The organism is Dokdonia sp. Hel_I_53 (genome assembly GCF_007827465.1).
Taxonomy (GTDB): domain Bacteria; phylum Bacteroidota; class Bacteroidia; order Flavobacteriales; family Flavobacteriaceae; genus Dokdonia.
Map to the genome: position 1 here is coordinate 1915220 of NZ_VISL01000001.1, position 24020 is coordinate 1939239.

Here is a 24020-nt window from a genome sequence, read left to right on the forward strand (position 1 = left end):
CTTGGTTGTTTTATAAGCAATCTCATTAATGTACTTTGTCGCGGTGGCCTTCCTAATATTGGTAAAGATTCCAAATTTTAGTATCTTTACTCAATATTGGGCTAAATTGGGTTTTATACTCGGTTAAACTTTAGTTTCAAATTTAAGATGCTGCAACTTACAAAAGGTTGCGTGTATTTAAATAGAAATGTTGTTAAAAAGTATTCCGCTTTCGCGAAAGCGGATCTTGTCCACACCTTTATTTAAACTTATTTTTACATTACAAATAAATGAAAAAAGACGATATGAGCAGTGAAAAAGAGGCAAAATTAAAAGCACTAAAACTTACACTTGATAAGTTAGACAAAACTTACGGAAAGGGTGCTGTTATGAAAATGGGAGACCAAGCTATAGTTGATGTAGAGTCTATACCAACTGGTTCTTTAGGTCTTGATGTTGCCTTAGGTGTAGGGGGCTATCCTCGTGGCCGTGTCATTGAAATTTATGGCCCAGAATCTTCTGGTAAAACAACCTTAACCTTACATGCAATCGCCGAAGCTCAAAAAGCAGGTGGTATTGCTGCTTTTATTGATGCAGAGCATGCTTTTGATCGCTTTTATGCAGAAAAATTAGGAGTTGATATTGATAACCTTATCATCTCTCAACCAGATAATGGAGAGCAAGCACTAGAAATAGCAGATAATCTGATCCGATCTGGAGCTATTGATATTGTTGTCATTGACTCCGTTGCCGCGCTAACTCCAAAAAGTGAGATTGAAGGAGAAATGGGAGATTCAAAAATGGGTCTTCACGCGAGGTTGATGTCTCAAGCACTTCGTAAACTTACTGGCTCTATAAGTAAGACTAATTGTACAGTGATATTTATCAATCAACTTCGTGAGAAAATAGGTGTTATGTTTGGTAATCCTGAAACAACTACTGGAGGTAATGCATTAAAATTTTATGCATCTGTTCGTTTAGATATACGCCGCTCTACTCAGATAAAAGATAGTAACGCTAACGTATTAGGAAATAAAACTCGCGTTAAGATTGTAAAAAATAAAGTAGCACCTCCGTTTAGAACTGCAGAGTTTGATATCATGTATGGAGAAGGGGTTTCTAAAGTAGGAGAGATTATAGATATTGGAGTTAATTATGAAATTATAAGGAAGGCAGGTTCTTGGTTTAGTTATGAAGACACAAAATTAGGTCAAGGTCGTGATGCAGTAAAAGCATTATTATTAGATAATCCTGATCTTATGGATGAGCTTGAGACTAAAATTCATGAAGCTATAAAATTATCTTCAGAATAAGTTTATCTGATAGTTTACACATAAAAGCCTCCTATTTAAGGAGGTTTTTTATTTTAATATATCCATACGCAACCTTTTAAAAGAATTGCATCTACAAAGTGTAAAGACATAAAAAAATTACCTATACGAGTAAATATTCTATAATCGATACCATAAAATGCTCTTTAAAGAGTTTTAGAGGTATCTGTTCTTATCTTGCCATAAGAACATAAAAAAGTTAAGTAGTTGAGTCAAAAGCAACTCATAAAGAATTGTAAAAAGAAGCTACCAAATGCACAAGCAGAATTGTACACCCGCTATGGAAGTGTGTTATTTTCTATATGCTTGAAGTATGCTCCTAACTATATGGAGGCAGAAGATATTCTGCAAGATGCTTTTATGACCATTTTTGACAAAATAGAGCAATATAAAAATAAAGGTTCTTTTGAAGGCTGGCTCAAGCGCATAGCAATCAATACTGCCTTACAGAGATACCGTAAGCCTGCTGTTTTTAGTCTGGTAAATGAGGAAAATTTAAATGTCGTTGAGGTAGAAGTAGATGAGGAAAGTGTTCCTCTAAATTTTTTACTCAAAATTATACAAGAATTGCCAGATAGATATAGAATGGTATTTAACCTCTATGTACTTGATGGATATTCACATAAAGAAGTTGCAGGATTATTAAATATATCGCAAGGAACATCTAAGTCAAACCTTGCAAGAGCTAGAGTAATATTAAAAGAAAAGATCGAGAGGAGCCAGCACAGCCCCCTAAGCAAATCTCAGATGTAATATGGAAGAAAATAAAAACATAGATAGACTTTTTCAAGAGAAGTTTAAAGATTTTGAAGCATACCCTAGTGATCGTGTATGGAATAAAATTGCTGCGAGGCAGAAGAAAAAAACTTCTAGAAAAGTAATTCCACTTTGGTGGAAGCTTGGAGGTATCGCTGCTGGTGTTGCCTTCTTATTAGGTTTAGGAAGCATTTTATTATCACCCGCAATATCTAATTCTCCTTTATTAGTAAATGAACAGCCTAATGAAAATCAAAAATCTATTATAGATAACGCTCCTCTTGATAAAAAACCACAAAAGAAAAACAATCCTTCTCATCTTATACCTGCTATAGAAGTGGTTAATAATTCTGACAAATCTAAACATCAAGGGAATACTACAGATAAAGCAACTATTCAGGAAAATGTTTCCTCGAGTATTAAATCAACATTTCTTCTTAATAAAAATAGATCGCTAGAATCAAAAACTAATAAAAGTTCTGTCGAAGAAAAAAATGCGTACACTACAGCTTCTGTAACGACAGACACTTTAAAAAACATTCAAGAACGTTCTGTTAAATCAAATATTAGTAATGTAGATCCCTTTCTTAGTTCAACTACAACGGTGACTTCAATAAATACGATAGATAATAAAAAAGATCTCACAGTAGAAGCTCAAAAAATTAAGGAAAAACAAAATGCAGAGGCCTTGGTTCAGGAACAAAACATACCTGGTACAAATAAATGGAATGTTGGAGCTATTGCAGCACCTGTTTACTATGGAGACTTTGGTGGTTCTGGTTTAGATAAGCAATTTGAGGATAATAGCAAGTCTGGTGATGTAAATTTTAGCTACGGAGTACAGGTGAGTTACGCTGTCTCACCTAAAATTAAAGTAAGAACAGGAGTAAGCTCCTTAGATCTAAGTTATACGACAAATGAAATCTCTTATAGTACCAGCGGGCAAGGAAGATCTTTACAAAGTGTAAACTACAAAGATGATGTAGCTACACTAATAATATCTGATAATAGCAGCGGTAATTTTATTGAAAATTTTGCTCCACAACGAGTGGGCAGCACTTCAAGTGGCGCTCTTGAGCAACGATTAAGTTATTTAGAAATCCCCATGGAAGCCGTTTATACCATTTCAGAAAAGCGCGTAGGAATATCACTTGTAGGAGGAGTAAGCACATTATTTCTTAATGATAACCGTGTGATTCTATCTTCTAAAGAACTCACTACAAATCTTGGCACCTCAAAAAATGCCAATGAACTTAGCTTTAGCACAAATATTGGCCTAGGATTGGATTATAAAATGTCAGATAAATTACAAATTAATTTAGAGCCTTCTTTTAAATATCAACTCAATGCTTTTGATAAGAATGCTGTAGACTTTAACCCTTATTATTTAGGTATATATACTGGATTAAGTTATAAATTTTAAAAAACATATACTCGATAAAAAGAGTAAATCCTTTTTTTTAGTTGGTTAGGTATTCGTTGTTTTAACAACGATAACTACAGAAGGCTCCGCTGGTTACGGAGCCTTTTTTTTAAAATCTTTTCTAAAAATTCTATTTACGCTTTCGCGAAAGCGTAATTCTAAAAACAGTTAGACATGCTTTTCCAATGCCGTGAGAATAACTTTTCGCGTCTCTTCTCTTAATTCCATTTTATTTACTTGAGACATCCCAGCAGTCGGAATAAAGGTGTGGACTCTCGCGCGCAATTTACCAGGACCTCCTTCTAAAAATGAATAAGGAAAGCGCTTTTTATTATCGTAAAATGTGATAGGCACAATAGGTAACTGGTGGTCAATGGCAAGTCTAAAAGCACCATCCTTAAAAGAGTCTAATATAAGGGAAGTATCATCTGGAACGCCACCTTCTGGAAAAATACAAATACTGAATCCCTGATTTAATCTACGCTGAGCTTGGTCAAAAACTGCTTTTCTACTCCTTGCATTTCCTCGGTCTACAAGAATACACGTACGCTTATAAAAAAATCCGAAAAGTGGAATTTTTGCAAGCTCTGCTTTACCAACAAATACAAATGGATTTTTAGCAAGATGTAGCATCAATAAAATGTCTAGCATAGAGGTGTGGTTAGACACCAACATGTAACTTTTATTTCTTACAAACTTTTCTTCTCGCTTTATAAGCGGTACAAAGCCCATTAAAAGCATAATCGTACGTGCCCAGATTTGAGCGAGCCTAAAGAAAACGCCATACCAAGTTTCCTTTAGAATACTTATAATAAGTAATGGAGACAAAATTAGAATAACGACTAGCATGAGGAAGTAAAACCATACTTTCCAAATTGCAGTAAAAATTTTATTTAGAATTTCCATCGAGCCAAAAATACCAAATTGTCACTAGCCAATAGACAGAAAAAGCTAACTTTGCTTTTTACTCAATTTTATGTCAAGAATACTTACTGGTGTCCAAAGTACAGGCACACCTCATCTCGGAAATTTATTAGGTGCTATTATTCCTGCTATCAAAATGGCAAATGACCCTTCAAATGAGTCATTTCTTTTCATAGCAGATATGCACTCACTTACACAAATAAAAGACGGATCACAACTGCGTCATAATACGTATAGTACCGCTGCCACTTGGCTCGCCTTTGGTCTCGACATCAACAAAACAGTTTTTTATAGACAAAGCGATGTGCCACAAACAGCAGAATTGACATGGTACTTGAGTTGCTTTTTTCCATACCAGCGACTTACACTTGCGCACAGTTTTAAAGACAAAGCAGATAGACTTGAAGATGTAAATGCTGGTTTATTTACCTATCCTATGCTTATGGCGGCAGATATTCTTCTATACGATGCAGAGATTGTACCTGTAGGTAAAGATCAAGCACAACATATTGAGATGACGCGTGATGTAGCAAGTCGTTTTCATGCTGCTACAAAAACTGAAGTTTTTGTTCTTCCAGAAGCAAGCCATAACGAGGAGACGATGTATATTCCTGGAACAGACGGTGCAAAAATGTCTAAATCTAAAGGCAATATTATTGACATCTTCCTTCCTGATAAAAAACTACGTAAACAAATTATGGGGATTAAAACTGACAGCACTCCAATGGAAGAACCTATGGAAACAGAAGGCTGTAATGTATTTAACCTCTATAAATTGCTAGCGACTCCAGAACAAGTAGAACGCTTACGCGAAAATTATAAGAGAACAGACTTTGGTTATGGTCACGCAAAGCAAGCAGTTTACGAGGTAATTATAGACACCTATGCTGAAGAAAGGAAAATGTATAGTTATTATATGGAAAACCTAGACCAAATAGACGCTGCACTCAAGATAGGGGCAGAAAAAGCTGGAAAAGTAGCAGATGAAGTTTTGGGAAGAGTAAGAAAAGTTGTTGGCTATTAGCCGAAATTTTTAATTGTTTAAATAAAGTAATATGGATTTTTTAAACTTTTTAAGTGGTAACGGACTTTTCCTCATTCTAGGATTGGTTTTGATTATCGTAGTTTTGTATAATAAATTTAGGAGAAGACGCTAGTTGAGGTGTTACCTTTTTCGCGAAAGCGGAAAACAAGAAGAATCAGTATGTCAAAAATTCGTATTACAAAACAATTCACTTTTGAAACAGGTCACGCTTTATATGGCTACGATGGGAAGTGTCGCAATGTACACGGCCATAGTTATAAATTAAGTGTCACAGTAATAGGTGAGCCTATCTCAGATTCATCACACGTGAAATACGGGATGGTGATTGATTTCTCTGACCTTAAGAAAATTGTCAATAGAGAGATTGTTGACGTTTTTGACCATGCAACTGTTTTTAACAAAAACACGCCTCACGTAGAGCTGGCAAAAGAACTTTCTGATCGTGGTCACTCAGTACTTCTCGTAGATTACCAGCCTACCAGTGAAATGATGGTCATAGATTTTGCCGCAAAAATCAAATCGCTTTTACCTAAAAATATTAAACTTCACTCACTACGCCTTCAAGAAACTGCCACTAGCTATGCAGAGTGGTTTGCAAGCGATAATTAATCTATGAAAATTAATCTTCCTCAAGGAAAAAAAATCTATTTCTCAAGTGACAACCACTTGGGTGCTCCCACTATGGAAGAGAGCAGGCCTAGAGAACGTAAGTTTTTGAGGTGGCTAGAAATGGCACGTAAAGATGCACAAGCTATTTTCTTAATGGGAGATTTGTTTGACTTTTGGTTTGAGTATCGCACCGTAGTCCCAAAAGGGTTTGTACGCACTTTAGGTAAACTAGCTGAGATGCGAGATGAGGGAATTGAAATATACTTTTTTGTAGGGAATCACGACTTATGGATGAATGGTTATTTTGAGGACGAGCTTGGCATTTCAGTTTTTCATGACCCAGAAGTTTTTCAAATCAATGATAAAAAGTTTTTTTTAGGTCATGGTGATGGGTTAGGACCTGGTGATAAGGGCTACAAACGAATGAAAAAAATCTTTCGAGGTAAGTTTTTTCAGTGGCTTTTTAGATGGGGGCATCCAGATATTGGGATGAGAATCGCACAGTATTTTTCGGTTAAAAACAAGCTTATTTCTGGAGATGATGATCATATTTTCTTGGGAGAAGAAAACGAATGGCTTGCTACCTATGCAAAGCGTAAATTAGAGACAGAACACTATGATTATTTTGTGTTTGGACACAGGCACTTACCTATGAATATCAAAGTAGGAGAAAATTCTACCTATCATAATCTGGGAGATTGGATTTCCCACTACACCTATGGGGTTTATGATGAAAAAGTTGGTTTCGAAATTAAAGAGTTTCACTCTTAATATCCTTAAGTCTAAGTTGTAGACTTACTTCACCATTCCACACATTTTCATCAATTGCATAAGCTGCCATAAACGGTTTTTTTCCTGATATGAGCTCATGCTTATTTCCTAAATTAAAACCTATTCCTCCAATGTAGTTACCTTTATTATTTTGTTTCACCGAAACTTTAAGGTGATCCTCATCTGCTCCTACTTTTTTTCCATAACCTGTATCGTACAAATCTCTTGTCATAAATGTAGGTGACATATTTTGAGGTCCAAAAGGAGCAAATTGTTTTAAAATGCGGTAGAATTTTGGGGTGATGTCTTTCAAATCAATTTCCGCATCTATAGCGATTTCTGGAACGAGTAATCGCTCATCACAACTTCTAGCAACGACATCCTCAAATTTGGCTTTGAAAGCCTCATACTGTTCGGGAAGCAAGGTAAGTCCGGCAGCATATTTATGACCACCAAATTGTTCGATGTGCGCTGCACATTCCTGAAGTGCATTATACACATCAAACCCTTTTACAGAGCGCGCACTTGCCGCATATTTATCGCCACTTTTTGTAAAAACTAAAGTAGGCCGGTAATACGTTTCTGTTAGTCGAGACGCCACAATACCAATAACTCCTTTATGCCAGTCTTCTTGAAAAACAACTGTCGTTTTTCTGCTTTCCTCTTTATTCTTTATAATTTGATCTAGGGCTTCTTTGGTAATAGACCTATCTGCCTCCTTACGATCTGCATTATACGTCTCTATTTCAGTAGCATATTGGCAAGCAACATTGTAGTCAGTCTCGCGTAGCAATGTCACGGCATGATTACCGTGTTTCATTCGGCCGGCGGCATTAATACGTGGTGCGATGATGAATACCACATCGGTTATGGTTAAAGTTTCTTTTTTAAGTTGTTTTATAATAGCTTCAAAACCTGCTCTTGGTGCCTTATTAATTACATGAAGTCCATGATAAGCAAGAATTCTATTTTCACCAGTAATAGGTACAATATCTGCGCCTATTGCCGTAGCTACTAAATCAAGATAAGGAAGCAATTCTTCTGGGTTACGCTTTCGCGAAAGCGTAATTGCACTTATCAATTTAAACCCAACACCACAGCCACAAAGCTCGTAATAGGGATAGGTACAGTCTTCTCGTTTTGGATCTAAAACTGCCACCGCATCTGGCAATGTTTCCCCGGGTCTGTGGTGATCACAGATGATAAAATCTACTCCCTTCTCCTTGGCATAGGACACCTTATCAATCGCCTTTACACCACAATCTAAGGCAATAATGAGTGTAATGTCATTGTCTACTGCAAAGTCAATACCCTTATAGGATACTCCGTAGCCCTCCTCATAACGATCTGGTATATACGTAGCGATTTGCGGGTGTAAGGTTTCTAAATAGGAGCTTACCAGCGCGACACTTGTGGTTCCATCCACATCATAATCACCAAAAACCATGATGTTTTCTCCACTTTCAACTGCCTTTTCTATGCGAGCAACAGCCTTATCCATATCCTTCATTAAAAAAGGATCATGAAGGTCTTCTAGAGCGGGTCTAAAAAATTTCTTTGCATCGGCAAAAGTTTCAATTCCTCGTTGTATGAGTAATCTTGATATTGGTGCGTCTACTCCCAGTTCTTGAGAGAGTTTTTTTTCTTTTTGTGGATCTGGTTTTGGTTTGTGTGTCCAGCGCATTGCATCAAATTTGGGAAATATAACAGGCTACTTCGTTATGAAATGAACCCCTATTTTAAGTTCGCAAAATTGTCTAAACATTTCCATCACACCACAATATTTTTCTTCAGAAAGCTTCACTGCTTTTTTAATCTTCTCTTGATCAAGGTGTTCACCATAAAAATGATAATCAAGTGTCACGGTATGGTAAGTCTTAGGGTGTTCCTCAGTTAAAACACCTTCTACTACCATCTCAAAATGTGGTATTTCTACGCGCATCTTTTTAAGCACATGAATGATATCTAAACCAGTGCAACCCGCTAGTGAAGAAAGCATTAAAGCTTTTGGTCCCATTCCCTCATTATCCCCGCCATTATCTGGCCCGGTGTTCATATATGTTTTGTAACCAGTGGGGCTATCGGTTTCAAATTGCATTTTACCCTTATATACTGTCGTAGTTTTATGTCCAGCCATTATTAAATTTTTTATTTTAAAATGAAGGTACAAAAAAACCGCTCCTTTAAAGAAGCGGTTTTCATAATCAAATATTTAAAATCGTTTAGTGAACGATGATTGTATCTGCATTACCATCTGGATCACCATTTACAGTTCCTCCTGAGCTAGCGTTACCTAAAAGTAATACTCCTGCTGCGTGAGGTGTTGCCATTGAAGTTCCACTTATAGTATTGTAACCTCCACCTTTCCAAGTAGACTTAATAGCCGATCCTGGTGCACAGTAATCTACTGGTGGATTTCCAAAGTTTGAAAAGCTAGACCAGTTATCACCTTGTGCCATAGAAGATATTGTATAAATATTGTTACCATTAACCCTTGCTGGTGAAACATTATTAGCATCTTGAGCCTCGTTTCCAGCTGCAAGCATGAAGCGTACACCTGATTGAGCAGCAGCTTTTATAGCGTCTTCTAGAGCTACAGAAATAGGACCTCCTAAACTCATGTTAGCCACATCTCCGGCAGAGCCATTTGCTGCAACGTGATCTACACCTGCTACAACTCCAGAGTAAGAACCAGAACCTCTCGAATCTAATACTTTAACAGGTATAACCGTTGCTCCTGCAGCAACACCTATAACCCCAAGATTATTATCTAAAGCAGCAATTGTTCCTGCAACGTGAGTACCATGACCGTTTCCATCATCTAATGAACGACCATCTTTACCTGATGTAAATGCGTTATATCCTCTAGACGCATCCACATTTAAATCTTGGTGATCAAGATCCACTCCAGAATCAAGGATCCAAGCTACGCTATTACCAGTGTAAGCAACACCTCCATTTACACGAGAAATCCCCCAAGGAGTTTCTTGTGCTGAAGATCCGCCATCATCACCTCCGCCACCATTTCCATCACAAGGTCCTCCGTTTGGAGTTCCACAAGGTGGAGCAAATTGAACAATTCTATCTTGTTCTATATATTTTACACGATTGTCTTTGTTAAGAAGTGCACGTTGATTCTCATTAAGAGATAAAGCAACACCATTAATCGATTTTGAATAGACATTACTAATACCTAAATCAGCTGCAGACCTTGTTGTTCCTAATATTTCTTGTGTAAGACTTAAAACAGCTTCTTTTGAAGATTGAGCGTTCATTGATTTTCCAAAATCTGTATTGTATACTACAATATATCTTCCTTCAAGATCTTGAGCGCTGCCCACATCTTCATTCATTTCTATAGTAAGTGATTCCTCTACATTTAAGTCAGAATCTGACAATGTAGCATCATTTGTACATCCTATTGCTGCAGCAGCAAGAATTACCCCTAAAATCTTTACATTTTTGTTCATCAAAATTTGAATTTTTAATTAATTATCACAAGAAACGAATAATTTGTAATATAATTAACATTTTATTTCATTTATCGACCAAATACACACTTCTTTGTTAAATTTTTAAAATCTATTTTATTTTTGTGTAGCTCATTCAATAATTTCTACAAAATCATCGATTTTAAATAAGTCTTATATTTAGCCTCATATTTTATTTAAATAATACTTTTCTTAAGAAAATTATAATTATGCCATTAGTCACTCCACTCTCTGCAGATCACGACGAAACCACTAAAGAGCTCGCCGAATTTTTCAATGAAACCTTGGGCTTTTGTCCTAACTCTGTACTTACCATGCAACGCCGTCCAGATATCTCGCGTGCTTTTATAAATCTAAATAAAGCAGTGATGGCAAATCAAGGTCGTGTAACATCTGCGCTCAAACGTATGATCGCTTGGGTATCTAGTAATGCCACTGGATGTCGTTATTGTCAAGCACATGCGATACGAGCTGCAGAGCGATATGGAGCAGAGCAAGAGCAACTAGACAATATTTGGGAATACAGACATCATCCAGCTTTTTCTGATGCAGAGCGTGCTGCGCTTGACTTCTCCCTGGCGGCGAGCCAAGTACCAAATGCCGTTGATAATGAGATAAAGGAAAAATTATATAAATACTGGGATGAAGGTGAGATTGTAGAGATGCTGGGCGTCATCTCACTCTTTGGATACCTTAATCGCTGGAACGACTCCATGGGAACAACATTAGAAGAAGATGCTATAGATTCTGGAAATCAATACCTCGGGAAACATGGTTTTGAAGTAGGAAAGCACGTTTAAAAAAATAAGAGTTGGAATTTTGAGACTATTGTAGAATGAAGAAAATTACCTCTGTAATAATCATCTATCTTTAAAACTTAATTGTAAAAGAAGCTCTAATTTCTAAAAAATTAGGTCTTTAAATTATTACTATTAAAAAAGTTAAAGAAGATTTCAGAATGGTCTATCTTACTTATGGCGTTTGAGATAAAATCTTTCACTTTTGGTGTAAATTTCTATCATTTTATTTTTGTGTTTTCAAAATATTTATAAATTTTTCCGAAAACTTGCCTAACTTACAAAGAAATCTGATCTCCTATAATACCTACTAAAAAGTATGACTCATAAAATACTTCATGAGGCTCTAATTGCTTTCCAATCGTTTTATTTGCATCTTTTTTTATAGACTCTATAAATGTTAATTCCTTAAATCCATCTTTACGTAAAGTAATCTCATAATTACTTTCTGTAAGATTTATAGTAATCTGTCCATCTTGATCTGTTTCTACTTCTTTAAAGTAATTTGTACGTTGATCTTTAATAGAAATTTCTACCTTATATAAAGCATTTTCTCCAAGCTGATCTTTAATAATAAAATGCACTCTTGAAGTAATAGTTTTAGGCGACTTTTGAATATTATAAATCATTAAGTTTTTTAGGTCTAACGTTTTTGCAGTTAACTGTAATTTTTGAGACAGTTGCACACTTTGTAGCGGCTTAGTCTGTTTTAATCTCATTTGCCTTTCAAAAAACTTAGGATTATTTCTACTCTTGGTCGATTTTATTTGAACTTTTTGGGCAGAGTTTTTTTGTTTTATTGTAGCAAACTTTTGCCTATGTAAAATTGGTTTTGCTTTTTTATGTTTAACAAGTGATCCTTTCTTTACAGGTTTTGATAATATAAGTCCTGAGGATATTTTTGCGAGTTTCTTATTAATCTTAGGAGCATAGGCCTTTGTGTATATTTCTTTACTGGTGATTGCTTTGATAAAAGTTTTTTTTGATGTGGCATTAATAAATGCTTGATTTTTCATAAAAATAGGTCCAAATTTTATGATACTATTCCCATCTATTTCTTTCTTCTCTTTAGGTGTAAGATCTTCCTTGAGAATTACACGTATATCCTTTATAAGAAGGATTTTATTTGCATAAGTAAACGTTTTGTTCTTGGTATTTCCATCTATAAACTCAGAGTCGAAAATGTTCTTATTGAGCCAAGGACGTTTTACCGTGATAATACAATAACTAGCAGTGATTTTCTCAATAAAATCCTCATTGTAATCAAACGTGAGTAAATCTTCATTAAATCCTTTAAGTGCTTTTTGAGCTCTTTTAAATATCGTGTCTACCTCGGCATTTGTAATTTCTAGCGAACTCCAAGAGAGATCACTTTTATTGAAATCTGTAGGGAAAATTTGCAGCTTAGAAAATTCTGACAAAGATTTTATTCCTGTGATTTCGGCGTTTCTTAAACGATTTTCAATTGTGTTTTTAAGTGCAAGAAAGGAATCAAAATCTGTCAGTTTATTAATACGTTCTAAAGCTTTTTCTATTTCTTCTTTGTGAGCATTAAGTTTCCAATTGGCTACAAAAAGTGCTAGTTGTTTTTGCAGTACATCCCATTTTCGACTGTTAAGAAGTTCTTCGGGCTCACTTGCCTCAACATCGATCTCGCTCAAAAACTCTCTATGTTCATCTAAAATCTGATCATATTCATCTAAGGTCTTTGTATAGTTTATAAGTGCTTCAGAAGGAGATCCATCTTTATTGTGTAACAATTCTTGAGCACTCTCATTGCCTTGTGAGACATCATCTTGCGTTCTTAATTTTAGATTTTCTAAACGTTCTTTATATAAATCAAACAGACTATTTGTTGCGTCTACATCCCAATATGTTTTGCTCGAACTTAGGGAGTTAAACTGCATAGAGATATTCTCTGTGCTTAGGCGATCTTCTGCATTCATCTGCGAGACCGTAAGAAAGTCAAAATCTGACGCTTCATAGACCCTTAGTGTCGGACAAGCTAGAAATTTATTCTCTACTCCAGATGTTTCTTGTACGAGTTCACTCAACTTTTGTATACAGGCAATATAAAATTTCATAACATTATTATTTAAAATTGTGCCGAACGTTTTCATCAAACCTTCGGCACACTAAAAATTATTTTACTTTAATCCATTCGTCATCCTTTATAGATGGTAATGGGTTAGGTGCGAGATCGAGAATTTTACATTTTCTTCCCACTAATAAAATTCCGTCTGAGGTGACTCCTTGACTTTCTTTTTCACCTGAACTATTTACTTTATCACTAGCATAGCCGTAAGAAGCACCCATTTTAAATAAACCTACACGTACGCTGCCTCCAGCATCTACAACATTCTTCACTTTTTTATAAGAAGATGATCCTTTTTTAAAGCCAATGTTGAGCTCAGAAAGCAAGTATAACTCTGTAGTGATTGCAGGTAAAAGCCCCCCACCTTTACCATCACTAAGCATCTGGTTATTCATAATATCTTTTCCGTGCTTACTGTACTTCCAGTATCTGGACTTTAGGTATGAGTTACTACACCACGGTCTAGACATGAAACACTTGGTAATCTTAAAAGACATTTTAAAGTCGTTAAAATTAAGTTCGGAGGTGTCTTTCTCATGCTTTCCTTCTGCATTTATTTTACCAATACCTCCGTAACTTGCTTTTGTGGACCATTTATGAGTGGTCTTCTTAGATTCATTATCATAATCAGATTTACTAAATTCAAACTTGGTCCACTTTGAACTGTTTTCAAGTATTTTACCCGGTATAGGAGATGAGTAATGGTAAGTGTTAGAGCCGCCAAGCCCTGTACGGCTTGCTGCTAGAAGTTCTGACTCATATCTCTTTTTGAGTGTTAAAAAATTACTGCTCTCTACCTCATCAAGGTAGTTCATTACCTTTTCAACTTTACCTTTATAACCCATAGACTCCCATCTCTTTAAGGCATTGTCCCTTTTTCTTTTAATACTACGACCTCTCATTGTCATTTCTGACATAGCTTCCAGATCTCCAGAATCTACTCGCATTTGTAAATCTGTAAGTACTTCATCGGCTTCTTCATAGAGCATCTCATACTCTAGATATTTAGCATAAGCTGGAGAAACAAAGGACTGATGGATATATTTTGGATTATCTTCTGGATGCTCTATAGACTCTTCATCAAAGTCGGGATTTTTGAGCTTCTTTGTTTTAAAGAGTTTTTTACGCTCTCGTTCAATACGCTTTACCACTTTAGGGTCCTCTTTACTATCCTTTACTACGCTAAATTCTAAAGCGTCACTATAGACATTAGACACTGTCTGCTCTGCAGGACTAAAAATTGTAAACTCCCTACTTTTTCCATCTGGAAGAAGTTTAGGGACGTGCGATGGTATCTGATCTGCTAGTCGTGCAAACTCCTCTGCAAAAGCATAACTTTCAAACTTCTTTTCGGCTCTGAGTGCTTGATACTGCTCGTCTGTCATTCCTTCAACCATAGGAGGAACACCTACTGCTCCTTTTGTTGCAAAGTCAAATGCTTCCTCATCTATAACCGTGGCAACAGGCTCCCAAGCAACAAAATTATTAGGTCCTAACATGGTGGGATCTCCACCATTTGTTAACTTTTTATACACTTGCCCTAAGACGACATTCATAAAGTCATCTGGAATTGGTTCAAATTTTGCCATAATACTTTTGTTTTAAAAATTTATAAATTGTTTGATTAATAATTCTAAAATTCTAATAAGTGATTTTCCATAACCTTATCTAGATATTCTCTCGTGGCTTTGTCTAGTTTGCCTGTAAGTTTTAAAAAACCGCTAGAGGCTTGAAAGTCTTTAAGACATTGTTCTGTTTTAGGACCGAATTTCCCATCAGTGGTCCCACAGTCGTATCCTAGTTGCTTGAGAATATCTTGTAGCTCTGCCACAGCAGTACCGTGGCTCCCTCTGTTGAGGTGCTGATCTTTGATCTCATTGACACCTACTTTACGCAGTCTTCTAAAACCTAATAGTCTATCCTTACCGTATGCTGTTATGGATACTTGATTGCCTTGATTACCACCTAAGCAATAGATACGCGATAGGTTATGTGAAAAACCAGTAAAGAATCCTACGTGACCCATCCAAGAATTACGATTTTCTCTCCAAAAAACTACTACATCTCCAGGCTCTGGACGATCTGTAGGAAAACCTACATTGAGCCAAGAGCGAGCTGTGAGTTTGCCTGTAGTTTCTAATCCGCCCTTGTGAGCAACCCAGTTTACAAAAAGACTACACCAAGCAGCATCGTCATTTGTATAATTGCTTATCCCAAGGTCTTTGGCATATTGCAAAATTTGCGCATTAGACTGGGAGCCGCTTATCTCTTTAACACCTAATTGTGAAGCTGCAGTTTGAATTGTGATTGACATATCTATATTATATTGTTTGAAGTGAGAGATAAAATTACTTAGTAGTAAGAAACTGATGGAGTATTAATAGACTGAAAATCAATAGGTAAACAACCCAAAATAAAAAAGCGCAAAAGCTATAGGATTTGTAAGAAGTTTGTTTATATAAATTTCTCAACAACTATAACTTCTTATAAAAAAGAATTATTTATACACTTTATAATTTGTCATAGTGATATTTGGTAAGAAGTCTCCTTTGAAACAAAAGGCTCCTTTACTGTAGAGAAAAACTCGTAAATTCGCACACAAACAATAAAGACTACAAAATGAGCGCTAAGTTCACTGAATATAAAGGATTAGACCTTCCTAATATCGCTAGCGAGGTACTTGCCTACTGGAAAGAAAACGACGTTTTTGAGAAGTCAGTTACCTCTCGAGAAGGAGCAAAACCGTATGTGTTTTTTGAAGGACCACCTTCGGCAAACGGACTACCGGGTGTACACCACGTACTAGCACGCGCGATTAAAGATATTTTTCCTCGTTATATGACGATGAAAGGTTTTCAAGTAAAACGCAAAGCGGGATGGGATACACACGGACTTCCTGTAGAACTTGGTGTTGAAAAAGAACTTGGTATTACTAAAGAGGATATCGGCACAAAAATCACTGTAGAGGAGTATAACGAAGCTTGTAAAAAGGCCGTGATGCGCTACACAGATATCTGGAATGACCTTACCGAAAAAATGGGCTACTGGGTAGATATGGATGATCCATACATTACCTACAAGTCTAAATATATGGAGACCGTATGGTGGTTACTTAAGCAAATCTATAACAAAGATTTACTGTACAAAGGCTACACCATCCAACCCTATTCTCCTAAGGCAGGAACGGGATTAAGCTCTCACGAACTTAACCAGCCTGGCTGTTACCGTGATGTGACAGATACTACGGTGGTTGCACAATTTAAAGTGACAGATCAAGGTGAAAATCCACTTGCAAAAGAACTTGCAGACGGGCAAACTTACTTTATCGCTTGGACAACAACCCCTTGGACGCTGCCATCAAATACTGCACTTACCGTAGGAAAAAAGATAGATTATGTACTTGTGGAAACATTTAACCAGTACACCTTCGAGCCCGTAAAAGTTATTCTTGCAAAGAACTTAGTCTCTAAGCAGTTTGATAAGAAATTTGCTTCCGCTTCCGCGAAAGAAGAGTTGGATGCATACAATGCTGGAGATAAGAAAATCCCATACTTCGTAGCCAGAGAATTTAAAGGAGCAGACCTTCTTGAACTTCGCTACGAGCAACTCTTTGATTTTGTACAACCTCATGATAATCCTCAAGATGCTTTCCGGGTGATTGCCGGTGATTTTGTGACGACCGAGGATGGTACGGGTATCGTACACACGGCACCTACCTTTGGTGCAGATGATGCTTTGGTGGCAAAGCTAGCTTCGCCAGAGGTACCACCATTACTAGTTAAGAATGAAGATGGAAACTTAGTACCGCTTGTAGATCTTCAGGGTAAATTTCGCCCAGAGCTCAAAGAGTTTGGCAACAAGTATATCAAAAATGAATATTACACAGATGGCGAGGCTCCAGAACGATCTATGGACGTGGAGCTTGCCATACGTTTAAAAGAAGAAAATAAAGCTTTCAAAGTAGAGAAGTACGTACACAGTTATCCACACTGCTGGCGTACAGATAAGCCGGTACTTTACTACCCGCTAGATTCTTGGTTTATAAAAGTAACCGATTTTAAAGATCGTATGCACGAGCTTAATCTTGGTATTAACTGGAAACCACAATCTACTGGGGAAGGCCGTTTTGGTAACTGGCTTGCTAATGCAAACGACTGGAACCTGTCTCGTAGTCGTTTTTGGGGAATACCATTACCTATCTGGCGTACTGATGATGGAAAGGAAGAACTACTCATAGGTTCTATAGCAGAGCTTAAAGCCGAAATACAAAAAGCACTTGACGCTGGTGTGATGGATGCAGATCCTTTTGCAGACTTTGAAGTGGGCAATATGAGTGAAGAAAACTATGAACTCGTAGACCTGCATAAAAATGTGGTAGATAAGATCACGCTCGTTTCTGCAAGTGGGCAGCCTATGAAACGTGAGGCAGATCTTATAGATGTTTGGTTTGACTCTGGATCTATGCCGTATGCACAATGGCACTATCCTTTTGAAAATAAAGAACTCGTAGAAGACACTTGGCGTAAAGCAGATTTTATAGCCGAAGGTGTAGACCAAACTCGTGGATGGTTTTATACACTCCACGCGATCGCTACAATGATTTTTGACGATGTAGCCTATAAAAATGTGGTTTCTAATGGACTAGTACTTGACAAGAACGGGCAAAAGATGTCTAAGCGACTAGGTAATGCGACAGACCCTTTTGAGACCTTAGAAAAATACGGGCCAGATGCAACACGCTGGTACATGATTTCTAACGCAAATCCATGGGATAACCTTAAGTTTGATTTAGACGGCATAGAAGAAGTAAAGCGTAAGTTCTTTGGGACACTTTACAATACCTATAATTTCTTTGCGCTGTATGCAAATCTGGATAATTTCGCTTTCGCGGAAGCGGAAATAGAACTTTCTCAACGTCCAGAAATAGACCGTTGGATTTTGTCAGAACTCCACTCTCTTATTGCCGAAGTAGATAAATTTTACTCACAATATGAGCCTACTAAAGCAACTAGAGCTATTGATAAGTTTGTACAGGAAAACCTGTCAAACTGGTTTGTAAGATTAAGTAGAAGACGCTTCTGGAAGGGTGAATATGCCACCGATAAAATTTCTGCTTACCAAACATTATATACCTGTCTTGAAACAGTTGCAAAGTTAAGTGCTCCTGTGGCACCATTCTTTATGGAAAAACTCTATAAAGATCTTAACGCTGCTACTGGCAGAGAAGATTTTGAAAGTATTCACCTCGCAAAATTTCCTATAAGCGATACGAATTACATCGATACAGCGTTAGAACATAAAATGCAAAAAGCACAAATTGTAAGTTCGCTTACCTTATCGCTTAGAGCAAAAGAAAAGATTAAAGTGCGTCAACCATTGCAACGTATTATGATCCCCGTGCTCAATGAAAATGACAAAAAAGAGATAGAAGCCGTAGCAGATTTGATCAAATCTGAGGTAAATGTGAAAGAAATTGAGCTCATTTCTGATGACTCTGGGATTTTAGTGAAGCAAATAAAACCAAATTTTAAGGTGTTAGGACCACGCTTTGGAAAAGATATGAAGCTGGTTGCCAGCAAAATAAATACTTTAGATGCAAAAAATATTGCCACAATTGAACAAGAGGGGCAATTACCTATTGAGATTAACGGAGAAAGCATTATTTTAGAGTCTGGAGATGTAGAGATTACCTCTCAAGATATAGAAGGTTGGTTAGTTGCTAGTCATGCTGGGGTAACAGTTGCTTTAGATGTAACGATAAGTGACGATCTTAAAAAAGAAGGAATTGCCCGAGAACTTGTAAATCGTATTCAAAATTTACGTAAAGACTCTGGTTATGAAGTGACAGATCGCATTCATATACAATTGCAAAATGAGCCTTCAATAGCGCAAACAGTAACAAGCAATGCTGACTATATTAAAGAAGAAACACTAGCAGATTCTCTAGAAATAGTAGAAAATATTTCTAACGGTTTAGAAATTGCTTTTGATGATATTAAAACATATTTAACCATTTCAAAACAATAGTTATGGGTACAGACACACAAGAACGTTTTAGCGATGCGCAACTAGAAGAGTTTCGCGAGTTAATTAACAAGAAAATTGAAAAAGCTCAGCACGATTTAGAGCTTATTAAAAGTGCTTATCTCAATGATGGAGATAATGGCACTGATGACACCTCTCCTCAATTCAAATCTTTTGATGAAGGTAGTGCAACTATGAGCAAAGAGGCGAATAGTGCGCTTGCCATACGTCAAGAAAAGTTTATAAGAGATCTTAAAAATGCCATCACACGTATTAATAATAAAACTTATGGTATCTGTAGGGTTACTGGTAAATTAATAAACCCAGAGCGCTTAAAGCTTGTTCCTCACGCAACGCTAAGCATTGAGGCAAAGAATATGCAAAGTTAACGCAGCTTTGTATTGCGATAACTAACATCTATGTTCTTAAGAAGAAGTATGATGTTCAATTTACAGAGCACTCTTTAGGGAGTGCTTTTTAATTATAATAATAGGGCTTAGAAGGCTCTAACCATATTAAGTAAAACCTTTGAAACTTTATACCGCCCTATTCATAGTTTTTTTTTCTGTGACCCTGACGGCTCAGAAAAGGGTTTCTAAAACATATTCTGCTGCTGGAGTAAAAGAACTGCAAATTCATAGTAATGAAATATTTGAGATCAAGGTCAATACTGCTCAAACTGACATAATCACTATATATACAGTTATTGACGGAGAAATCTTTGCTAGTACCCTTCTCAACACACAAATTGACAATGAGGTTTTACAAATTAAAACAGGTACAACTCCAGATTATGTTCCTTTTAATGATAAACTTTCTGCCCATAAAGTGATGGCTATTGAGTTAGAAATTATTATGCCTTTGGAAATGGATCTCTCTATTTTTTCTACCTTATCAAGTGTTATTACGGCTGGTAAATTAGGGAAAGTACGTATAGATTTAGGCAGAGGTAATTTTACTGCAAAAAAGTTTCGCTTTCGCGAAAGCGCAAAAATCAATACAATTTCTGGTAATGTCGATATAGAACTCGATCAAGCACATGTGACTGCACAATCTCGCAACGGGATCGTCGTTATACCCACAGACATTAATATGGGTGCACCGCTTTCTGTTGAGAGTTTAGATGGTGATATTACCATTCGTAAATCGCAGTAAATACCTTATTTTTGACACTTCCAAAAAATAGATTATGTCGCTTAAAAAAGCCGGGCTTATAATATTCTTGATTTTACTGGTAGATCAGGTTCTGAAAATTTACATTAAAACTAATTTTTACCTCAGAGAAAGTATTCAAGTTTTCGGTTGGGATTGGTTTCAAATTTTTTTTGTTGAGAATCAAGGAGCAGCTTGGGGTGTTGAGTTACCTGGTGAATATGGGAAGATAACACTCTCACTCTTTAGACTTATTATTGCTCCAGTAATTGCATACTGGCTCTATAAATCAATAAAAGACCATGCCCCTAAATTATTAATTATTGCGATCTCTCTTATTTTTGCTGGTGCATTAGGTAATATTATTGACTCACTTATTTACGGATCTATTTTTAGCGCGAGTACAACAAGTCAAGTTGCTACATTTATGCCAGAAGGTGGTGGGTATGCTCCCCCTCTTTTTGGAAAGGTGGTAGATATGTTATATTTTCCCTTTATAAAAAATGCACAATTCCCTGATTGGTTTCCTATATGGGGCGGAGACTCATTCACGTTTTTTAATGCTATTTTCAACATTGCAGATATGGCTATAAGCACTGGTGTAGGGATTCTTATTGTGTTTAACAAGAGAGTCTTTCCTCAAGATGAAGTGGCTGTAAAATAAAGGTCACTTTACACTCCCGTCCTTAAAACTTATGCACATTACGGGGTGTTATGCAATAATCTAACGCAACGTCATAACTGTTTGCTTCTATAGGCTCAACTTCTGGTTCAAATAAACTCATACCAACTTTAATTACTTCAGGGTTACAACTAGCTAAAAAGCGGTCATAAAATCCTTTTCCATAACCTACTCTATTTCCAAGCTTATCATACGCAAGAAGAGGTATGAAAACAACATCGATTTTGTCAGGCTGGATTTCAATACCATCTTTTGGTTCTGGAATCCCATAAGGGTTTACTTGAAGGATACTACTATCTGTTAAAAGAAAATGCTGCATTGATCCTTCATCAAAATTTGATTTTGATAAAAGAATATGCTTGTCTTTACCGCTAAGGATAGAAAGAAGATACTCAGTGTTGATTTCAAATAAGTGCTCTATAGGTAAAAAAACATGATAGTATTCATGGTCCCATAAGTCACTTTGCAATGCCTTATTTGCGATTTGAAGACTCATTTCTTCAAGGGTGTCTTTTGAGACGGTCGTACGCAATGCCTTATACTTCTTCCTCAGTTCTTGTTTGCTCACTTGCAACATTCTTTTGTAATGATGTATTAAAAATGGCATCCCCTTGATAGACCAGTGATGCCTCATTTACGTTAATAAGGTATCCTGCGTTTTTTGCAATCACTAAATGTCTAAATTTTCCGTAAGGATCAGTAATTGTTGCTAGGTGCTGTCCCACATTCACATACTCTCCGCAATTTACTTTTGTATGTAAAAGGCCAGAATATTTAGCTCTAAGCCATTGTGTTGCCTCCACTAATACCGAGGGTGCTTGAGCCTCTGGTACTTTAAAATCATCTGCAAGCATACCTAGATGAGCAAATACGCGCATCGCTCCAAAAACTCCTTGACGTGCAATATCCTTATCACTTACCTTAGACTTTCCTCCTTCAAAAAGTAGAATGGGCTTTCCTAGACGTGAGCAAGTTGCTCTATAGGATTTTGATATTGTTTTTGAATGTAATGTGAATGGTGCGTTAAAAACCTTTGCATATTGTGTAGACGTAAAATCAGAAGGATCTATACGCACCTGTGCAACATTAAATCTTGAAGCCCCTCCCGTATGAAAGTCCATACAAATATCTGCCACAGGAAGGATTTTCTTCACAAATTGATAGGCAAATCTACTCGCGAGGGACCCCCTTGGATTACCAGGAAAAACTCGGTTGAGGTCTCTTCCATCTGGGAAAGCACGCTTCATATCTAAAAAACCAAAAATATTTACGACAGGAATACATATTACGGTTCCTATTTTAGGTCGATTTATTTTTTTTGCTATAAGCTGGCGTACGATTTCTACTCCGTTGATCTCATCTCCGTGAATTCCTGAGGTAATCAGAATTACAGGGCCTGGTTTTTTTGACCTCTCAACTATGATCGGTACCTCAACAGCTGCTGTGGTATACAGCTTTGCAAGGTTAAAATTAACAGTCGCTCTTTTACCAGGTAAAATGCGCTCTCCTAATAACGTAAGTATATTATCGTCGTCAATAAATTTCACACGAATATTTATTAAATGTTGCGCTCTATATAGCGTATAATTGTTTTTGCAATATCTTTTCCAGTTGCTTTTTCAATACCCTCAAGTCCTGGTGAAGAATTTACTTCTAGTATTAAAGGCCCACGCTCACTCTGTAACATGTCTACCCCTGCCACTCCCAGTCCCATGGCTTTTGCAGCTTTAATAGCAGCATTTTCTTCCTCTTCAGATAGCTTAATGAGCTCTGCAGAGCCGCCTCTGTGTAGGTTTGACCTAAACTCGCCTTCTTTTCCTTGACGTTTCATAGCTCCTACAATTTGTCCATCTACCACAAAGGCTCGAAGGTCTGCGCCTTTTGCTTCTTTTATAAACTCTTGAATAATCACCCTGGCTTCCAGACCATTAAAGGCTTCAATAACAGACTCTGCTGCATTTTTTGTTTCTGCCAGTACTACTCCTAGTCCTTGTGTACCTTCAAGTAATTTAATTACCAATGGTGCACCTCCTACATGATCTATTACCTCAGAGACATCTCTACTGTAGTTTGTAAAAATTGTTTTAGGCATTCCAAGTTTTGACTTAGATAATATTTGCAAGCTTCGAAGTTTGTCACGACTCATAACAAGAGCTGTCGAAGTTGTCGTTGTAAAGCAATTCATCATTTCAAACTGACGTACTACTGCTGTCCCATAAAATGTGATCGAAGCACCTATACGAGGAATAATTGCATCCGTTGTGTCTAAGTGTCTTCCTTTATAGTAAACGATAGGCTTCTTTTTCTCTATAATGAGGTCACATTTGAGAGGATCTATTACTTCTACGCTATGACCTCTTTTTAAACCCACTTCAATAAGCCTACTAGTTGAATATAAATGCGGGTTTCGAGAGAGTATTTTTAAGTTCATTGGTTTTTTAAATTGAAGGACACATCTGTAAGCTCTGTATCTACTATGAATTTTTTAGTTAGAAATTTACGCCCCAAAAGTACGGGAAATCTCATATCTTCTCTTGATGATAGTGTTAAGGAGATTTTATATTTTTTATTGAAAATTCGTATGTCACTTTGCACTTCATATCGATATTGAATCTCTCCGTTGCTACTTTTTACAGCAGCAATGTCATAGTCTTCAAAAACAAGCTCCTTACCATTGTAAAGTGGATGTTTTTTATCAAAAAAAGTGCAAATAAGGAGACTGTCTACCTCAGTAATACTATGGCAATGAATTGAAGAGGTATATGCTCCAGTATCAATTTTCACATCAATATCTTCAAAGCCCAGTTCTGGAAAATCTGCTTTGTCAGTACGACCTATAATTTTTTTTGGCATAATAAAGCAAGGTACTAAATGTGATGGTCTGATGCATAGATTTAATAAGAATTTTTACGCTTTCGCGAAAGCGTAATCCCAATCATAT

At 36.6% G+C, this 24020-nt stretch carries 22 protein-coding genes; 11 read left to right on the plus strand and 11 right to left on the minus strand.

From position 1 onward, the window contains the following. The first annotated feature begins 284 nt into the window (after positions 1–284). The 3 genes from recA to OD90_RS08560 all read left to right on the plus strand — a co-directional run bounded on the left by recA (position 285) and on the right by OD90_RS08560 (position 3489). On the plus strand, positions 285–1292 hold the full coding sequence (recA, locus tag OD90_RS08550) for a recombinase RecA (protein WP_144669676.1): 1008 nt from the start codon (positions 285–287) through the stop codon (positions 1290–1292). A 225-nt stretch (positions 1293–1517) separates the two neighbouring features. Next, positions 1518–2063: an RNA polymerase sigma factor gene (locus OD90_RS08555; RefSeq protein ID WP_144668763.1), complete on the plus strand. Its 546-nt coding sequence runs from the start codon at positions 1518–1520 to the stop codon at positions 2061–2063. A gap of 1 nt (position 2064) precedes the next feature. Continuing rightward, positions 2065–3489 (plus strand): outer membrane beta-barrel protein, encoded by a 1425-nt coding sequence (locus OD90_RS08560; RefSeq protein WP_144668764.1) that lies wholly within the window; start codon positions 2065–2067, stop codon positions 3487–3489. A gap of 168 nt (positions 3490–3657) precedes the next feature. On the opposite strand, the gene OD90_RS08565 is transcribed toward OD90_RS08560, so the two are convergent. Continuing rightward, a complete protein-coding gene (locus OD90_RS08565) occupies positions 3658–4395 on the minus strand; it encodes a lysophospholipid acyltransferase family protein (protein WP_144668765.1) in 738 nt (245 codons plus the stop codon). Between the two features lie 70 nt (positions 4396–4465). Here OD90_RS08565 and trpS point away from each other — a divergent pair, with 70 nt between their 5' ends. The 3 genes from trpS (at position 4466) to OD90_RS08580 (ending at position 6838) form a co-directional block, all read left to right on the plus strand. Beyond that, a complete protein-coding gene (gene trpS, locus OD90_RS08570; protein WP_144668766.1) occupies positions 4466–5437 on the plus strand; it encodes a tryptophan--tRNA ligase in 972 nt (323 codons plus the stop codon). A 180-nt stretch (positions 5438–5617) separates the two neighbouring features. Then, positions 5618–6067, plus strand: a complete 450-nt coding sequence (locus OD90_RS08575; protein WP_144668767.1) for a 6-pyruvoyl trahydropterin synthase family protein — start codon at positions 5618–5620, stop codon at positions 6065–6067. A 3-nt stretch (positions 6068–6070) separates the two neighbouring features. Beyond that, a complete protein-coding gene (locus OD90_RS08580; protein WP_144668768.1) occupies positions 6071–6838 on the plus strand; it encodes a UDP-2,3-diacylglucosamine diphosphatase in 768 nt (255 codons plus the stop codon). On the opposite strand, the gene recJ is transcribed toward OD90_RS08580, so the two are convergent. From recJ to OD90_RS08595, 3 genes are all read right to left on the minus strand, one after another. Then, a complete protein-coding gene (recJ, locus tag OD90_RS08585; protein WP_144668769.1) occupies positions 6819–8522 on the minus strand; it encodes a single-stranded-DNA-specific exonuclease RecJ in 1704 nt (567 codons plus the stop codon). The two genes, OD90_RS08580 and recJ, sit on opposite strands and share 20 nt — an antisense overlap. 27 nt (positions 8523–8549) lie before the next feature. Then, positions 8550–8975 carry an OsmC family protein gene (locus OD90_RS08590; RefSeq protein WP_144668770.1) on the minus strand — a complete coding sequence of 142 codons (426 nt, stop codon included), beginning with the start codon at positions 8973–8975 and terminating at the stop codon, positions 8550–8552. An 85-nt stretch (positions 8976–9060) separates the two neighbouring features. Continuing rightward, positions 9061–10308 (minus strand): S8 family serine peptidase, encoded by a 1248-nt coding sequence (locus OD90_RS08595; RefSeq protein ID WP_144668771.1) that lies wholly within the window; start codon positions 10306–10308, stop codon positions 9061–9063. A 230-nt stretch (positions 10309–10538) separates the two neighbouring features. On the opposite strand from OD90_RS08595, the gene OD90_RS08600 reads away from it, so the two are divergent. Further along, entirely contained in the window at positions 10539–11129 is a 591-nt protein-coding gene (locus OD90_RS08600) for a carboxymuconolactone decarboxylase family protein (RefSeq protein ID WP_144668772.1), read from the plus strand. Positions 11130–11404: 275 nt separating this feature from the next. On the opposite strand, the gene OD90_RS08605 is transcribed toward OD90_RS08600, so the two are convergent. Genes OD90_RS08605 through OD90_RS13300 form a run of 3 tightly spaced genes read right to left on the minus strand, consistent with a single transcriptional unit; the run spans position 11405 to position 15535 of the window. Then, positions 11405–13210 carry a hypothetical protein gene (locus OD90_RS08605; protein WP_144668773.1) on the minus strand — a complete coding sequence of 602 codons (1806 nt, stop codon included), beginning with the start codon at positions 13208–13210 and terminating at the stop codon, positions 11405–11407. 58 nt (positions 13211–13268) lie between these two features. Then, positions 13269–14810 (minus strand): hypothetical protein, encoded by a 1542-nt coding sequence (locus OD90_RS08610; protein WP_144668774.1) that lies wholly within the window; start codon positions 14808–14810, stop codon positions 13269–13271. A gap of 44 nt (positions 14811–14854) precedes the next feature. Next, positions 14855–15535, minus strand: coding sequence for a TIGR02594 family protein (locus OD90_RS13300; protein ID WP_144668775.1), 681 nt, complete (start codon positions 15533–15535; stop codon positions 14855–14857). Positions 15536–15840: 305 nt separating this feature from the next. On the opposite strand from OD90_RS13300, the gene ileS reads away from it, so the two are divergent. The 4 genes from ileS to OD90_RS08635 all read left to right on the plus strand — a co-directional run bounded on the left by ileS (position 15841) and on the right by OD90_RS08635 (position 21061). Continuing rightward, a complete protein-coding gene (gene ileS / locus OD90_RS08620) occupies positions 15841–19248 on the plus strand; it encodes an isoleucine--tRNA ligase (RefSeq protein WP_144668776.1) in 3408 nt (1135 codons plus the stop codon). Between the two features lie 2 nt (positions 19249–19250). After that, on the plus strand, positions 19251–19634 hold the full coding sequence (locus OD90_RS08625) for a TraR/DksA family transcriptional regulator (RefSeq protein ID WP_144668777.1): 384 nt from the start codon (positions 19251–19253) through the stop codon (positions 19632–19634). Between the two features lie 139 nt (positions 19635–19773). Continuing rightward, positions 19774–20400, plus strand: a complete 627-nt coding sequence (locus OD90_RS08630; RefSeq protein ID WP_144668778.1) for a DUF4097 family beta strand repeat-containing protein — start codon at positions 19774–19776, stop codon at positions 20398–20400. A 34-nt stretch (positions 20401–20434) separates the two neighbouring features. Then, on the plus strand, positions 20435–21061 hold the full coding sequence (locus tag OD90_RS08635) for a lipoprotein signal peptidase (protein WP_144668779.1): 627 nt from the start codon (positions 20435–20437) through the stop codon (positions 21059–21061). 22 nt (positions 21062–21083) lie between these two features. On the opposite strand, the gene OD90_RS08640 is transcribed toward OD90_RS08635, so the two are convergent. From OD90_RS08640 to OD90_RS08655, 4 genes are read right to left on the minus strand one after another with little or no spacing between them, the layout of a single operon-like run. Further along, positions 21084–21647 (minus strand): 5-formyltetrahydrofolate cyclo-ligase, encoded by a 564-nt coding sequence (locus OD90_RS08640; RefSeq protein WP_144668780.1) that lies wholly within the window; start codon positions 21645–21647, stop codon positions 21084–21086. Continuing rightward, positions 21616–22626 carry a succinylglutamate desuccinylase/aspartoacylase family protein gene (locus tag OD90_RS08645; RefSeq protein ID WP_144668781.1) on the minus strand — a complete coding sequence of 337 codons (1011 nt, stop codon included), beginning with the start codon at positions 22624–22626 and terminating at the stop codon, positions 21616–21618. The genes OD90_RS08640 and OD90_RS08645 overlap by 32 nt, the downstream gene beginning before the upstream one ends. 11 nt (positions 22627–22637) lie before the next feature. Further along, positions 22638–23510, minus strand: a complete 873-nt coding sequence (rimK, locus tag OD90_RS08650; RefSeq protein ID WP_144668782.1) for a 30S ribosomal protein S6--L-glutamate ligase — start codon at positions 23508–23510, stop codon at positions 22638–22640. After that, positions 23507–23932: an ATP-dependent zinc protease gene (locus OD90_RS08655; protein ID WP_144668783.1), complete on the minus strand. Its 426-nt coding sequence runs from the start codon at positions 23930–23932 to the stop codon at positions 23507–23509. The genes rimK and OD90_RS08655 overlap by 4 nt, the downstream gene beginning before the upstream one ends. Between the last annotated feature and the right edge of the window lie 88 nt (positions 23933–24020).

Coding starts and splice junctions, on each gene's coding strand:
- recA (WP_144669676.1), top strand. CDS start 285: ATGAGCAGTGAAAAAGAGGCAAAATTAAAAGCACTAAAACTTACACTT.
- OD90_RS08560 (WP_144668764.1), top strand. CDS start 2,065: ATGGAAGAAAATAAAAACATAGATAGACTTTTTCAAGAGAAGTTTAAA.
- OD90_RS08565 (WP_144668765.1), bottom strand. CDS start 4,395: ATGGAAATTCTAAATAAAATTTTTACTGCAATTTGGAAAGTATGGTTT.
- trpS (WP_144668766.1), top strand. CDS start 4,466: ATGTCAAGAATACTTACTGGTGTCCAAAGTACAGGCACACCTCATCTC.
- OD90_RS08575 (WP_144668767.1), top strand. CDS start 5,618: ATGTCAAAAATTCGTATTACAAAACAATTCACTTTTGAAACAGGTCAC.
- OD90_RS08580 (WP_144668768.1), top strand. CDS start 6,071: ATGAAAATTAATCTTCCTCAAGGAAAAAAAATCTATTTCTCAAGTGAC.
- recJ (WP_144668769.1), bottom strand. CDS start 8,522: ATGCGCTGGACACACAAACCAAAACCAGATCCACAAAAAGAAAAAAAA.
- OD90_RS08590 (WP_144668770.1), bottom strand. CDS start 8,975: ATGGCTGGACATAAAACTACGACAGTATATAAGGGTAAAATGCAATTT.
- OD90_RS08595 (WP_144668771.1), bottom strand. CDS start 10,308: ATGAACAAAAATGTAAAGATTTTAGGGGTAATTCTTGCTGCTGCAGCA.
- OD90_RS08600 (WP_144668772.1), top strand. CDS start 10,539: ATGCCATTAGTCACTCCACTCTCTGCAGATCACGACGAAACCACTAAA.
- OD90_RS08605 (WP_144668773.1), bottom strand. CDS start 13,210: ATGAAATTTTATATTGCCTGTATACAAAAGTTGAGTGAACTCGTACAA.
- OD90_RS08610 (WP_144668774.1), bottom strand. CDS start 14,810: ATGGCAAAATTTGAACCAATTCCAGATGACTTTATGAATGTCGTCTTA.
- OD90_RS13300 (WP_144668775.1), bottom strand. CDS start 15,535: ATGTCAATCACAATTCAAACTGCAGCTTCACAATTAGGTGTTAAAGAG.
- ileS (WP_144668776.1), top strand. CDS start 15,841: ATGAGCGCTAAGTTCACTGAATATAAAGGATTAGACCTTCCTAATATC.
- OD90_RS08625 (WP_144668777.1), top strand. CDS start 19,251: ATGGGTACAGACACACAAGAACGTTTTAGCGATGCGCAACTAGAAGAG.
- OD90_RS08635 (WP_144668779.1), top strand. CDS start 20,435: ATGTCGCTTAAAAAAGCCGGGCTTATAATATTCTTGATTTTACTGGTA.
- rimK (WP_144668782.1), bottom strand. CDS start 23,510: ATGAACTTAAAAATACTCTCTCGAAACCCGCATTTATATTCAACTAGT.
- OD90_RS08655 (WP_144668783.1), bottom strand. CDS start 23,932: ATGCCAAAAAAAATTATAGGTCGTACTGACAAAGCAGATTTTCCAGAA.